A 13680-nucleotide genomic window follows, 5' to 3' on the forward strand; every position below is an offset into this window, starting at 1 on the left:
CACAAATTTCGAAATTTCGAAACTTCGAGAGATGACCACTATGTCCGCAACCGCCACCCTTGAACAAATGCGCGCGCCCGCCGTGCGCGAAGCCGCCCCTGCACCCGTCGTCACGATGGGCTTCGGCAGCCTGCAGTCCTTCGAACTGATGCAGCGCGCCGCCAACCTGCTCGCATCGTCCACCCTCGTGCCTGCGGCGTACCGCAAGGTGATCGAGAAGCTGGACAAGTACGGCAACGTGAAGGAATCGCGCGAGAACCCCAACGCGCTGGCCAACGCCGTCGTCGCGCTGAACATGGCGCAGCGCATGGGCGCCGATCCCCTGATGGTGATGCAGAACCTGTACATCGTCGAAGGCCGGCCGTCCTGGTCGTCGCAGTGGATCATCGCCGCTATCAACGGCGGCGGTCGATTCTCGCCGCTGCGCTTCGATATCAAGGAAACCGGCAAGAAGACCGTCGAGCGCGTCGAGACGGTGTGGGAGAACGGGAACCGCAGCACCGTCACCAAGAAGGTCGACATCCTCGACAAGGTCTGCATCGCCTGGGCCATCGAGAAGGAAACCGGCGACCGCCTGGAATCCCCCAAGGTGTCGATCGAGATGGCCGTGAAGGAAGGCTGGTACACGAAGACCGGCAGCAAGTGGCAGACCATGGATGAGGTCATGCTGCGGTACCGCACGGCCAGCTTCTTCGGGAAGCTCTACGCCCCCGAGCTGCTGATGGGCCTACAGACTGTCGAGGAAGCGCAGGACATCATCGACCTGAACCCGGACGGCTCGTACTCAGTCGCCAGCGCCTCGGTCAACGAACTGCGCGGCGCGGCACGCACTGCTGCCGCCCAGCCTGCCGAGGTCGTCGAGCGTACGGAGGAAGCCGCCGAGCAGCAACCGTCGGGCACGGCCGAGCCGGAAGACGATGGCGACGACAGCGGCCAGCAAGCCGACCTGATTCCTGACGATGAAGACCGCCAGCAACAAGGCGACCGTGCCCCGCTCACGTTCAAAGACGTGAATCGCGAGCTGCTGCAGGCGCAAACCGTCGAAGACCTCGACTTCGCCCGCAGCCAGATAAAGCAAGTGGTAGGCGAAGCGGAACAGGCCACGCTGCACCAGGTCGCCTCGCGCCGCATGCGCGAACTGACGGCGCCGGCAGAGGACACCGCGCCGGCCCAGCAGACCGCCCGCCGCCAGCGCGCCCCCATCAACGCCGACTAATACACCCGTGAGAGAGGACTGCCCGCGCGGACGGCTGTAGCGCGGGAGGAAGAACAGCGCCGCGCCGCCGAATGCTGAGGCGCGGCCCGAATGCAGACACGCACACCAGGACACCGAAATGAGCCAATCGCCCGAATTCAAAGCCACGATGAACATGACCGCCAACACACTCGGCAAGGACCTGCTGTCCGCCCTGGTGCTGGAAATGAAGATGATGCCCGACACGTGGGTGAAGCTGTCCGAGAAGAAGCAGAACGACATCATCGACCGCCTGCGCAGCCGCATGGACGCGTCCGTGAAGATGGCCGTGCACCTGATCGCCGCGAACGGCCGCACCGTGGTCCAGGGCGATCTGGACAAGATCACCATCAAGGACGGCGCTCAGGCGCTGATCAAGATCGGGAAGTCGGTTGCCGCGCTGCACGAACTGGCCGAGGCCCAGGGCCAGGCCGTGCTGCTCGTGTTGAGCGGCGGCGAAGGCCAGTACACCGGCGGCATGGACGAGGTGCGCGGCGAGTCCGACCAACGCGCGTTCGAGATGGGCCGCGAGTACACCGACGGCGATGGTGATGGCATGCCGGGCGCCGACGCGCCAGCGGATGACGGCGTAGTCGACGTCGACGCGAAGACCGTCGCTATCGAGCACCAACCGCTGCAGGAAGAGCTGGATGCGTCCTACGAGGAAGGCTACAAGGCCGCGTCCGACGGCAAGCCGGAGAGCGACTGCCCGGTTGTGGCCGGCCCCCTGTGCATCGAATGGGTGAAGGGCTGGAAAGATTGGCACGACGAGCACCCCGAAGAGGATCCGATCTACGCCGATGTCGAGGCATTCGTCATCGCGAAACAGCGCGTCTCCATCACCCAGATCCAGCGCCACTTCACGATCGGCTACAACCGCGCCGCGCGTCTGGTCGAGCGCCTGGAAGCCAAGGGCGTCATCAGCGCGGCTGACGCGGACGGCCAGCGCAAGGTCCTGAAGAGCACCGAAGACCAGGAAGGGTAAGCGCCATGAAGATCACCGCCATCCACGCCCGCAACTTCCTCGGCCTCCGGGCGGCCGACATCATCCCCGCCACGCCGGTGTCGCTGATCTGCGGCCCGAACGGCGCAGGCAAGTCCAGCGTGCAGGAAGCCGTGCGCATGGCCCTGACCGGCGAGAGCGTACGCGTGGGCCTGAAGAAGGAATACGGCCAGCTGCTGCACGATGGCACCGAGTCGGGTTCGATCGTGGTGTCGGCCGGCCCGCAGGCGAACAGCATCGCCCTGCCCTCGGGCAAGCTGACCGCCGGGCTGCAGGCTGACCCGCGCCTGCCGTACGTTCTGGATGCCCAGCGCTTCGCCCGCCTGGAGGTCAAAGAACGCCGCGCGTTCCTGTTCGACCTGATGGGCCTGAAGCTCGGTACCGAACTGGTTCGCGAGCGCCTGGTGGCGCGTGGCTACCACCCCAAGAAGATCGAGGCGGTGCTGCCCCTGGTGCGCGCCGGCTTCGACGCCGCGGCGAAGGAAGCCCAGACCAAGGCCACGGCGGCCAAGGGCGCATGGCGCGCCGTCACTGGCGAGACTTATGGGTCGGTGAAGGCCGGCGACTGGAAGGCCGCAGTGCCCCCCGGCGCACCCGCCCCCGAAGACGTGAACGCAACGATCTCCGAGCTGCAGGCTGACATCGCCGAAGCGTCGACCGAGGCCGGCGACATGCAGCGCCAGCTGGGCGAGATGGACGCCGCCGCGCGCCAGCGCGCCGCCCGCGACACGAAGATCCGCGAGCTGGCCGACAAGGCTGCCGGCCTGGCCAAGGCCCAGGAATCCGTCGACCGCGCCCAAGCCGACCGCGATGCCTTCCTGCCCAAGGTCGAAGCCCTGCGCGCGGCGGCCGGCGGCAAGGTAGCTGGCATGCCGTGCACCTGCCCCGAATGCGGCGTGCTGCTGCAGTACCTGGCCGGCCAGCTGGCCCTGCGCGAGCAGACGCAGGCCGACCCGGAAGCGGCTGGCCGCCTGCCTGAGTACGAACGCAGCCTGACCGTGCTGGAAAACGCGCTGAAGAGCCGCACCGCCGAGCGCGATGGGGCGAAGGCCGCCGCAGTGCAGCTCGACCTGCTGCGCAAGGACGCCGCGGCCGATGCCGGCGACGATGACGCGGAGCTGCGGAAGACCGTCGAGGCTCAGCTGGCCAATCTGCAGGCAGCCATTGCAGCGACTGGCAAAGAGCTGGAAGACGTGCGCGCATGCCAGCGCGCCGCCGCGCAGGCGGCAGAGCAGACCACGCAGGCCGCGCAGCACCACGCCGACGTGGTGGCATGGGATGCCTTGGCCGAGGCACTCGGCCCGAGCGGCATCCCCGCCGAGCTGCTCGCCGAGGCGCTGGGCCCGATCAATGAGCGCCTGGCGGCCATGGCCAACCTGTCGGAATGGGCACGCATCGGGATCGAAGCGGACATGGCCATCACCGCCGAGGGCGGCCGCCCCTACGCCCTGCTGTCCGAATCGGAGAAGTGGCGCGCCGACGCGGTGATCGCCGAGGCCATCACGCACCTGACGGGCCTGCGCCTGCTGGTGCTGGACCGGGCTGACGTGCTGATCGGCGCCGAGCGCGATCGGCTGTTCTGGTGGCTCGATGACCTGGCCGCCGACGGCGCGATCGACACCGCCCTGGTGTTCATGAGCCTCAAGGCACCGCCGACCGGCCTGCCGGACGCCATCACGCCGTTCTGGATCGAGGACCACGAGGTCGGCACGGTACGGGAGGCAGCATGAACACCCAACAGCAACGCCGGATCATCCGGCTGCCCGAAGTGTGCGAGCGCGTGGGCCTGGGCAAGACGGCCATCTACGGCCGCATCAAGGACCACACGTTCCCCTCCCCGATCAAGCTCGGCCGCGCCAGCGGCTGGGTCGAGGAAGAGGTGCAGCAGTGGGTCGACGAGCAGATCGAGGCCTCGCGCGGGAAGCACTGATGTCCACCACCGCCGCACTGGGCATTACCGTCGTCGCAGCCATCGCCTACATCGCCGCGAGCGTGTGGGCGGCACGCCGCCAAGCTAGGTGGATGGCTGAGAAGGAAGAAGAATTCAAGAACCGGAAGAAATGATGACCATGAACCTTGATGCGCTCGAGCAGGCCGCCGTGGCCGGCACGATGAAATGGCGTGACGCCCATGCGCTCGTCTCCTTGGCACGCCAGCTGCTGCGCCTGCGCGCCGTCGCGCGCGACTTCTACAACACCACCGTCGCCAATCCTGAGCTGCGCCTGTCCGCAAGCAACAAGAAGGTCCGCGACGAGGCTATCCAAGCGGGAGAACGCCTGCGTGAGAGCCTCGAAGCCACGGCGCCGGGCGCTGCGCCCCAGGATGGGCATGCGGAGATTACGCCTTCAATCGCCGCAAATTCTGCGGAGAATGCCCCAGGCACGCTGCCCTACCCGACCGAGCCGACCGACGCGCTGCTTGAGGTGCTCGGCCTGATGCTCTACACCACCACGCCCATCGCGCATGCGCTGCGGGCGGCCGGCACGGACATCCCGAAGCGCTGCGAGGAAGAGCAGGCGTACGTGCTGCACTGGCTGATTCAGCTGGCACTGCAGCATGGCGGGGAGTGGCGCACGCGGGCCGGCAAGAGCTTGGACGAGCTGCGCGCTGCGTCCCAAGCAGACCGCGAGAACGGGAAACTGTGATGCCGGAAATGACTATGCGCCATTCAGCCGCACTCGATCATCACGTCAATGATGCGCCTCCCGTAGTGCAGCGCTGCCTGTTCGGCCGCCTCGGGAGTGAAGTAGTCGTAGTCGTCGGTTTCTGGGACGTACTGCATTTCGGTGGTGGGCGCGTTGCTTCGACCGACGCCCACCAAGTAGCCCCACTTCTGCCCTGGCGCAGTTGCATCACGCCAATCGTCGGGGAGCTTAAAGGCCAAGACATGAACATACATGCCACGGTGCAATTCGAGAATCCAGCGCAAAGATCGGCTCATCGGTGTCTCCAGCAGTCCTCTCAACTTAGCACGCCGTTCCGACACCCGTTAGTCGGAAATGAGGGAGTATGCACAACGGAAGCCTTCGATGTGCCTCCCGCGCAACATATCCCGCGGGCCGTCAACAATCTGGCGAAGCTGCGTGCGACGCTGTCCGGTGGCGAGGTGCACGCATGATCCGCCGCGAATACCGTACGTTCGGCTTCTGCTGCGGCCTCGGCGGCGGCGCTAAGGGCTTCAAGAAAGCCGCCTCGCAGGTTGGCAACATGGTCGCCACCTGGCGCTGCATCGGTGGCATCGACGTCGACCCGGCTGCCGCGCGCGACTTCGAGACCCTGGTGGGCGCGCCGTGCACGGTCATGGACCTGTTCACCCGCAAACAGTACACCGCGTTCCACAGTGCAGAGCCGCCCGCCGGTTGGCGCGAGGCCACGCCGAACGACATCGTGCGCGCCGCCGGCCACGAGCGGCCTCACTGCGTGTTCATCTCTTCCCCGTGCAAGGGCGCGTCCGGCCTGCTGTCGGAGACTCTGAGCCGCACGCCGAAATACCAGGCGCTGAACGAGCTGACTCTGCGCTGCGTCTGGCTGATGTGCGAAGCCTGGAAGGATGATCCGGTCGAGCTGATCGTCTTCGAGAATGTGCCGCGCCTGGCCACGCGCGGCCGGCACCTGCTCGACCAGATTGCCCAGATCCTGCGGCACTACGGCTACGCGGTGAACGAGACGACGCACGACTGCGGCGAGCTGGGCGGGCTGGCCCAGAGCCGGAAGCGCTTCCTCCTGGTGGCGCGGCACATGGAAAAGGTGCCGGCCTTCCTGTACGAGCCCGAGCTGCGGCGCCTGCAAGGCGTCGGCACCGTGCTCAGCCGCATGCCCCACCCGGGCGATCCCGCCGGCGGGCCGATGCACCGTGTCCCGTCGCTGCAGTGGAAGACGTGGGTGCGGCTGGCGTTCGTGGAGGCCGGCAGCGACTGGCGCAGCCTGAACAAGCTCGCCGTCGAGGATGGCCACCTGAGGGATTACCTGATCATCCCCGAGCGGCGCAACGGCAATCTGGGCTTATTGGATTGGGAAGAGCATGTCGGCGCCGTCGCTGGCGAATCACTTCCCAGCAACGGCGCGTTCTCCGTGGCGGACCCCCGGCACGCGGCGGGCGCGGCCCAGTACCAGCAGTACGGGGTTCTCCGCTGGGGAGAAGCTTCAGGCGCCATCACGGCCGGAACGAATCCCGGCCAAGGCACCTTCAGCGTGGCCGACCCGCGCCACGCCGGCCCGGCCAAGCACAACAACGAATTCCGCATCGTTCCATGGGACCAAGCCGCCGGCGCCGTTACGAGTGCCCATGGCACCGGCCAGTGCGTACAGGATCCACGGCGCGCCGGCCCGACCTTCGGCAAGTATGCCGTGACGCCCTTCGACGCGCCGACGGGGACGGTGATCAGCGGCAGCACGACCGGCCAGGGAGCATTCGCCGTTGCGGACCCGCGCACCAGCATGCGGCGCGAGCGCGGCGACGCCTACCTGACCGGCGGCCACTATGGCGTGGTCGCGTGGGACCAGTCGAGCGGCGCCGTGTCAGCAGCTGCCGGCCACGACAACGGGCGCTGGTCCGTCGCCGATCCGCGCATGCCGGCGCCGAATGACAAGCTGGTGGCGATCATCCGAGCGCTGGACGGCACGTGGCACCGTCCTTTCACCACACTTGAGCTGGCGGCGCTGCAGTCGCTGATCGAGCCGGAGGAATACCTCGAACTGGACGGGCTGAGCGATCAGGCCTGGCGCGAGCGCATCGGCAACGCCGTGCCTCCGGACGCGGCGCGCGCGATTGCGGAGGTGATGGGCACCACCCTGCTGCTGGCCGAGACCGGCGAGACGTTCATGCTGTCAGCCACGCCGGTGTGGGTGCGGCCTGTGGCTGTGGCGCTGTCGGTGGCTCCGGTCTCGGAGGCAGCATGAGAAACCACTTATGCCTCGACTCCAAGCGCACCGGCTTGCCCATTTATCTCCGCTTGGATATCGATCGCTGCGTTCCTGAGGGCTGCTGCGGAACTCCACCAGTTTTCGCTCAGGAGCGGAAGGTCAATGAGGGATAACTCATGCATATCCCTTCGTTCCACCTTCAGGATCATTTCGTTGGCTTGGGACCGAATCGCAAACAGCAGCGACGTAGCGTCATTCTCGCGGTCTATAGCCTCGAGCGCTCTCGCAGACTCAATCACCAACTGGAGAGAGCGGAGATTGACGATCTTCTTGCTAACGCCAATCGCCGGGAAAAGTGCCTCGTCCCGAAAAGCGGTACACGCCAGCAAGAAGTCGGCCGCCACCAAAACGAGACGCCTCACAACGATCAACCGGTGCTTCATCGCGTCGGACTTCCGCTCCTGCTCCAACGTAATGCGCTGCCTCCACGGCACATAAATTGCAATACCGATCCCTACAATCGCTCCAATGGCTTGGAACCAAGAGGCCGCGCCCTCTCCGCGCCATTTTTCTGGCCACACGGCCCAGAATAGAACGGCCGCACACGTCAGCGCCAAAACTGCCATGGCGCCCAAGAAAAAAGCCTCGGCCCCGCGCCTAAGGTGGTCAAGCATTACCCGTTCTCCATTTTTTGGAGGGAATCCTAGCATGCTGACAAACCAGTGCTACCAAGGCGACTGTCGCGACGTCATGCGCGACTTGATGGCGTTCCCAGATGTGCTGCCACTCCAAAGAACCCAGCAGTGTTGTGTCCGTATGTCGTGGCCTCCCGCGCCTCCATTTTCTTCTCAGAGACGGCAGGAAGCTGGTCCACAACTGCGGCGAGGTCCGGCGTGGAATTCAGCGCTTTCCGGCGCTCAGGAAGGATGGGCCGGTCGACGCAGCCTTATCACTACGGTTCCAGGAACAACGAGGCATTCGCGAACTGCTGCGTCCAGAAACCGTGCAATTGCCCGTTCTTGTAAGATGGATCCTTCGTTCGTACCGCTTGAATCTCTTGATGTGACGTACGCCGAAGCTGCTCAATTGCACGCTTCACTGTGGCGTCAGTGACATTGTTCAACAGCGCCCGGCTTATTAAGTGGGCCTTGAGTCGGCCATCATTTCTCGCATCATCTACGATGAATCGGCCGCTGTGGACATCAGACTCGGTACCAGCAAAGAGCGTTTTAAGATGAACCGTGTCAAGGACGAGAAATCCATGCTCGTGAGCTTTCTCCCCAACGGGGATTCGCTGATCTTCTACCACCAAAAGATAGCCATCACTACGTAGACATCTGTAGATAATGGATTCTGCACTGAATATTCCTGGCCAAAGACGGGGCGGAATTTCATGCAGTACGTTGGTCATTACAACTACGTCAATTGACTCCGCATCTTTGAGGGAAAAAAAAGCGTCTTCCTTATGAAATATCCTCTGCGACTTGCCGTAGTATTCAGCCACAACTTTTGCGCAATGCAAATGATCATCTTCAAATACGTCAAATGCGAAATAATCTATTGCATCCGAAATTGCAATACCCCGTTCACTTAGTAAGTCTGCTAGCCCCTCCAAAAGCCGCCCCTTTCCGGCTCCATAATCAAGCAAAGCGAGCGGCCTACCGTTACGCCCCACCCGCTCGAGGGCTTGTTGGATCTGCGACACCTGAGGATCTCCTGCGCCGCCTGCTAATACTTGAGGCGGGAGTAGACTCTCAGTTGCATATCGAACACTGGCTAGCTCAGCAGGTAAGTTGGTGAAGGTGCCGAGTTGCGCAATCCCTTCCTCATTGCCAAGCAAACTTTCCAGCACAAGTTCCGGACGTCTTCCGGCATTAGAAATTTTCCCGTCATCCATGAACCAGAGGCACATTGGATCAACGCTGCTCATGTATGCGAGCAGCGGCACCGAATGTGTTGCGACCCAGATTTGCGACGAGGGGGCCGCCTCGTACAGTGCCTTGACAACGTCGACAACAGCTGCGGGGTGAAGGTGGTTCTCCGGCTCATCCAGTATAAAAACTGTATTTTCCAGTGAACCTGCACGTGCATGAATACCCACAGCAAATTGAAGCAGCACCTTTTGACCGTCTGACAGTCCTGCATCGAAGATCGGCTTACCGAAAAGCAACGCGTCCCCATCCACACTGCGCGTCAACTTGGCACCGAAGAGCTCCCGAACTATCTCCACGAGACGATCATAATCATTTATTATCTCGTCCTTTTCGTCGATCGCCCCGGTGTATCCTTGATGAGTAACATTCCAATGCCGAGCTTGGATCTGCTCAATATAATAAAGACAATAGGAATGAAAGCCGTCTAACGCACCCGGGTTTTTAGCTGCTTGGAATCGTTCAGAAATCTGATGTTTAGTAGCGGCTCGCGAATCTTCCAAATTGAGGTATTTTGGAACAAATCTAAAACACGCAAATAAAGAACTCTCATCACGCGCAGTGATCCCGGCGGTCGAGCCATGCAACATTGATTCGAGTTGCTCGACTTGGCCTTTATAGGGAGAGACTAGACTCCCCTCTATTTCTACGAAGGTTTTTCTCAAGTTTTCAAGCGACCCTCGCTGGGCCTGTGCCGTTGATAAATGTTTACTTCGCATATTCGCCGAATGTTCCAGCAAATTGAAAAGCCGAGTCTTACCTGCACCATTTTTTCCCGCTATCGCCACTAGCCTGCCGAGCCGGCCCATCGTCAACTCGCTCAGCCCATAGCTGCGCGCTTCGCCTTCGCGTTTATGAAATTTTTCGATTATCATTTTCCAGATTTTCCTTTCTGAAGACGCATCGTGGCAACGATCCCCCCCCACTTCTCCATCAGTTGCCTTCGCTCAGGCAAGTACTGCGCGTGGTTGTACGCCGCCCGCACCTTGTTACGCTCGACGTGCGCGAGCTGGCGCTCGATGACGTCCGTCCGGAATCCCAGCTCGTTCAGCGCCGTCGAGGCTAGCCCACGAAACCCATGGCCCGTCATACGCGAGTGGTACCCCATCCGGTACAGCGCATACAGCATCGTGTTGTTGCTGATGTGGCCAGTCTTGCCGCGCGGGCTGTAGAAGATGAAGCCGCGGTGGCCATTGATTTCGCGCAGGTCCTTCAACACGTCCAGCGCCTGCGTGGATAGCGGCACCACGTGCGGGTTGCGCATCTTCATGCGCTCGGCCGGCACCAGCCACTCGGCCTTGTCCTCGTCGATCTCGTCCCACTTCGCCTGGATCATTTCGGTGGTGCGCACGAACGTCAGCGTCATGAACTGCAACGCCAGGCGCGTCACCTTGTCGCCCTCGTAGCCATCGATGTCGCGCAGCAGCTGCGGCAGTTCGGCCAACGGCACCCTGGCCTGGTGCTGGACCGGCGCCGCCTTGAGCACCACCTCGCTGTCTATGTCGGTGGCCGGGTTCCGGTCGCACAGGCCATAGACGATACCGTACTGGAACACGGCGCGCATGCGCTGCAGCACGCGTTTCGTGGTGTCGCGGACGCCGCGCGCCTCGACCGTCTTCAGCAGGGCCAGGATGGCCGGCGCGCGGATGTCGGAGATGGGCGTACTGCCCATGACAGGGAAGACGTCGTTCTCGAGCGAGGCGAGGACCTTGCCGGCATAGACCTCATTCCAGCCTTCCTTCTGGGTGGCATGCCAGTCACGGGCGACGGCCTCGAAGGAATTGCCGGCGGCGATCTTGGCCGCAAGGCGCTGATCCTGTTTGGCAGTGCCGGGGTCGGTGCCGGCGGCCAGTAGGGTGCGGGCCGAATCGCGCTGCGCGCGCGCCTGGGCCAGGGTGACTTCGGGGTACACGCCGAACCCGAGCCGATTCTCGCTACCCGATGGCCTGAAATATCGAAAGCGCCACAGCTTGCGGCCGTCGGGCATTACCTCTAGAAACAGGCCACCACCGTCCGCCAGCTTGTACGGCTTCTCTTTTGCTTTGGCGTTACGGAGTTTGGTGTCGGAGAGGGGCTCGACGCGGATAGGCATTTTTTCGTGGCACCGAAAATCGTGGCATTACTGGTGCCACGAATGATGCCTCGAAAAATGCCGGATGCCAACGATTCGCCACGAACTTTGACGAACGTCGAAAGGCCGGGAAGGCTTGATTTATCGCGGAGCGGAGGACTTTGGAGAACTGCTGCGGACTTGATTATGGTCCCGCCGACAGGAATCGAACCTGTATCTAGCGCTTAGGAGGCGCTCGTTCTATCCATTGAACTACGGCGAGCGGACCGTCTGCACGGTGCGCCAGCCGCCATGGGCCGGCCGAGCCGGAAGACGGGGCGGAGTATAGCAAACTCGGCAAGTTCGGCCCATGGCCGGCGGCGGGTGCTGGTTCGACGGCGCGCGCCTTGCTGGTCACGCCGTCCGCTGGCGGTGGCTCGGGCGGCGCGCCGGTGGCAGGCCCTTGCCTGGCGGCTTTCGCAGCCTACCCAATCGATCAGTCCGCTCATGGCTTGCTCCCTGTTGGTTGGATGGTCCGCTCAGGCGGCGGTCAGGCCGGTGCCGGTACCGGTGCCGATCGATGCCAGCAGGGCGCGCACCATCGACAGGACGGTGTGGACGGCGGCACGGGGCTGGCGCAGGCAGGCGTCCACCTGTTCGCTGCGGGCCTGGCCGAGCAGGCACCAGGTGCAGAAGTGTTCGCAGTTGTTGGTCAGCAGGTGGTAGTGGTCTTCGCCGAGGCGGGTGCGGGCACGGGCGACGGCTTCCATGCCGAGGTAGCGGGCGCAGGGTTCAACCTTCACCGCCACTGTGTGACCGTGGGCGAACTGGGCGAGCGAGGTTTCCTCGACCGGGGCGGCGTGCAGGGCGTGGCAGAAGCCTGCGTAGTGGATGACGCGGCCGTTGCCGGCGTAGATGCCATGATGGACGTAGCCGTTGCGTTCCGTAACTAGATGGGCGCCGGGCAGGTAGTCGTCTTGTTGTTGGTTTTGGGTGTTCATGGCGGTTCTCGGTTCGGTGTCGGTGGGAGGCAGCCAGTGCTGTGTCGATGCCAACCAACCGCATCAAGCGTGCCAATGCCATCGAACCACGGCAGGACAAGGGGTTGCGGGCGATCGGCACCCCTTCCCGGCCAGAAACCGTGCGCGGCCATCCAACAGTTTTGTGAGCGATGTGTTGGCTGGCGGCCATCAACCGAGCTTCCACCTTGCCCATCCAGAGCCGGATAGCTGTGGCGGGTGCCAGCCGACACCCCTCGTGCCCGGTGTTGGGCCGGTGCCAACGCCGCAGGCCGTCCCGACGCCACGTCGCGCCCGCCATGCGCCCCCGGCATCACAAAGCCCCTGTGGCACACCGATTGCTCTATACAGGCATGGCGCCACCCGCCGCCCCCCGACTCTGGAGACCATCATGGCCACCCTCATCGTCAAGGACCTCGACACCCACCACGTGTTGGATTTCCGCGCCATGTCCTGCATTCGCGGCGGCGGCGCGCCGTGGGTGTTCGGCTGGATCCAGCCCTACGTGGCCTCCCGCCCGAGCGCGTCTCCAGTCGTGAACTTTTACGAGATCAACTACAGCTTCTATGCTGATCAGATGAACAACCAGTTCCAGAACATCGACGTCCAGAACAACGCGCCCAATTCGACCATCACCGTGGACGCCGCGCTGGACGCCCGGAACAAGGGTCGGTTGATCTGAGTCCTGCCCGGTAGCCGGGGGGCACTCCCACCGGCCACCCTTTGATGCTGCCCCGGGGGGCGGCGCTTGCGCGGAGCCGCTTTCTTCCGCGCCGGAGCACACCGTGACCTGCGCAACGGAATTCCGCTGGAGCTCGGCCGCCGCCACGGACGTCGGCCGGGTGCGGGAACGCAACGAGGACGCCTGCCTGGACCTGACCGAACGCGGCATCTGGGCGGTGGCCGACGGCATGGGCGGCCATGCCGTGGGGGACTTCGCCAGCCGGGCCATCGTCCAAGCCCTCTCCGGCCTGGGGCCGCCCGGCAGCCTCGATGGCGCGCTGGACGACGCCCGCACGACGCTGCTGACCGTGAACCAGGCGCTGATCGACGAAGCCGTGCGGATGAAGGTCCGGGTGATCGGCAGCACCGTCGTGGCGATGCTGGCCTGCGAGCGGCGATGCGGGTGCCTCTGGGCCGGCGACAGCCGGCTCTATCTTTTCCGGGCCGGCCATCTGAAACAGCTCACGCGCGACCACAGCCAGGTGGAGCGGCTGCGCGCCCGGGGGCTGATCACGGCCGAGGAAGCCAAGCACCATCCCGCCCACAACACCATCACGCGCGCCGTGGGCGCCGCCACCCGGCTCGACCTCGACGTGCTGACGCTAGAGGTGGGCGATGGCGATATGTTCCTGCTCTGCAGCGACGGCCTGAGCAACGAGGTGGAGGATGCCGGCATCGCGGCGGTGCTGGCAGCCAGCGCGGGGGACTGCGCGGCGGCGGCCAACGAGTTGGTGCAGCGCGCGCTGGTGAATGGCGGGCACGACAACGTGTCGGTTGTCGTACTGCGCGCCGAGGACATCGGCGGCGGCTCCGACATGACGCTGCTCAATCCGGAAGTCTGAGCGAAGCGAGGGGCC

Annotated in this window: 14 protein-coding genes and 1 tRNA gene; 9 read left to right on the top strand and 6 right to left on the bottom strand. The window is 63.9% G+C overall.

Translation table 11 applies throughout. The annotated features are described in order from the left end of the window. The first annotated feature begins 40 nt into the window (after window positions 1-40). From AC1DEL_RS05205 to AC1DEL_RS05230, 6 genes are all read left to right on the top strand, one after another. Window positions 41-1216, top strand: a complete 1176-nt coding sequence (locus AC1DEL_RS05205) for a hypothetical protein (RefSeq protein WP_477125497.1) — start codon at window positions 41-43, stop codon at window positions 1214-1216. Window positions 1217-1334: 118 nt separating this feature from the next. Beyond that, the gene (locus tag AC1DEL_RS05210) at window positions 1335-2219 is read left to right on the top strand and encodes a DNA translocase FtsK (protein ID WP_477125496.1); all 885 of its coding nucleotides are present in this window, start codon (window positions 1335-1337) and stop codon (window positions 2217-2219) included. A 5-nt stretch (window positions 2220-2224) separates the two neighbouring features. Beyond that, complete coding sequence (locus tag AC1DEL_RS05215) at window positions 2225-3967, top strand: AAA family ATPase (protein WP_477125495.1); 1743 nt, start codon at window positions 2225-2227, stop codon at window positions 3965-3967. Further along, window positions 3964-4167, top strand: coding sequence for a helix-turn-helix transcriptional regulator (locus AC1DEL_RS05220; RefSeq protein ID WP_477125494.1), 204 nt, complete (start codon window positions 3964-3966; stop codon window positions 4165-4167). Before AC1DEL_RS05215 ends, AC1DEL_RS05220 begins: the two co-directional genes overlap by 4 nt. Beyond that, complete coding sequence (locus AC1DEL_RS05225) at window positions 4167-4301, top strand: hypothetical protein (protein WP_477125493.1); 135 nt, start codon at window positions 4167-4169, stop codon at window positions 4299-4301. The genes AC1DEL_RS05220 and AC1DEL_RS05225 overlap by 1 nt, the downstream gene beginning before the upstream one ends. Continuing rightward, window positions 4298-4882 carry a hypothetical protein gene (locus AC1DEL_RS05230; RefSeq protein WP_477125492.1) on the top strand — a complete coding sequence of 195 codons (585 nt, stop codon included), beginning with the start codon at window positions 4298-4300 and terminating at the stop codon, window positions 4880-4882. The genes AC1DEL_RS05225 and AC1DEL_RS05230 overlap by 4 nt, the downstream gene beginning before the upstream one ends. Window positions 4883-4905: 23 nt before the next feature. Here the strand turns inward: AC1DEL_RS05230 and AC1DEL_RS05235 are convergent, their stop codons facing one another. Beyond that, on the bottom strand, window positions 4906-5178 hold the full coding sequence (locus AC1DEL_RS05235) for a hypothetical protein (protein ID WP_477109884.1): 273 nt from the start codon (window positions 5176-5178) through the stop codon (window positions 4906-4908). Between the two features lie 173 nt (window positions 5179-5351). On the opposite strand from AC1DEL_RS05235, the gene AC1DEL_RS05240 reads away from it, so the two are divergent. Then, window positions 5352-7136: a DNA cytosine methyltransferase gene (locus tag AC1DEL_RS05240; RefSeq protein ID WP_477125491.1), complete on the top strand. Its 1785-nt coding sequence runs from the start codon at window positions 5352-5354 to the stop codon at window positions 7134-7136. An 8-nt stretch (window positions 7137-7144) separates the two neighbouring features. On the opposite strand, the gene AC1DEL_RS05245 is transcribed toward AC1DEL_RS05240, so the two are convergent. From AC1DEL_RS05245 to AC1DEL_RS05265, 5 genes are all read right to left on the bottom strand, one after another. Next, complete coding sequence (locus AC1DEL_RS05245; RefSeq protein ID WP_477125490.1) at window positions 7145-7774, bottom strand: hypothetical protein; 630 nt, start codon at window positions 7772-7774, stop codon at window positions 7145-7147. Window positions 7775-8052: 278 nt separating this feature from the next. Then, a complete protein-coding gene (locus AC1DEL_RS05250; RefSeq protein WP_477125489.1) occupies window positions 8053-9906 on the bottom strand; it encodes an AAA family ATPase in 1854 nt (617 codons plus the stop codon). Next, entirely contained in the window at window positions 9903-11123 is a 1221-nt protein-coding gene (locus AC1DEL_RS05255) for a tyrosine-type recombinase/integrase (protein WP_477125488.1), read from the bottom strand. Before AC1DEL_RS05255 ends, AC1DEL_RS05250 begins: the two co-directional genes overlap by 4 nt. A gap of 166 nt (window positions 11124-11289) precedes the next feature. After that, window positions 11290-11364, bottom strand: a tRNA-Arg gene (locus tag AC1DEL_RS05260). Between the two features lie 256 nt (window positions 11365-11620). After that, window positions 11621-12082 (bottom strand): lecithin retinol acyltransferase family protein, encoded by a 462-nt coding sequence (locus AC1DEL_RS05265; RefSeq protein ID WP_454757204.1) that lies wholly within the window; start codon window positions 12080-12082, stop codon window positions 11621-11623. A 409-nt stretch (window positions 12083-12491) separates the two neighbouring features. Between AC1DEL_RS05265 and AC1DEL_RS05270 the strand changes: the two genes are divergently transcribed. Together AC1DEL_RS05270 and AC1DEL_RS05275 are read left to right on the top strand one after the other, a co-directional pair. Continuing rightward, window positions 12492-12782, top strand: coding sequence for a hypothetical protein (locus AC1DEL_RS05270; protein WP_092290275.1), 291 nt, complete (start codon window positions 12492-12494; stop codon window positions 12780-12782). A gap of 103 nt (window positions 12783-12885) precedes the next feature. Next, on the top strand, window positions 12886-13665 hold the full coding sequence (locus AC1DEL_RS05275) for a PP2C family protein-serine/threonine phosphatase (protein WP_092290276.1): 780 nt from the start codon (window positions 12886-12888) through the stop codon (window positions 13663-13665). The last annotated feature ends 15 nt before the right edge of the window (window positions 13666-13680 follow it).

The sequence above is a fragment of the Cupriavidus sp. 10L43_2 genome (genome assembly GCF_056395265.1).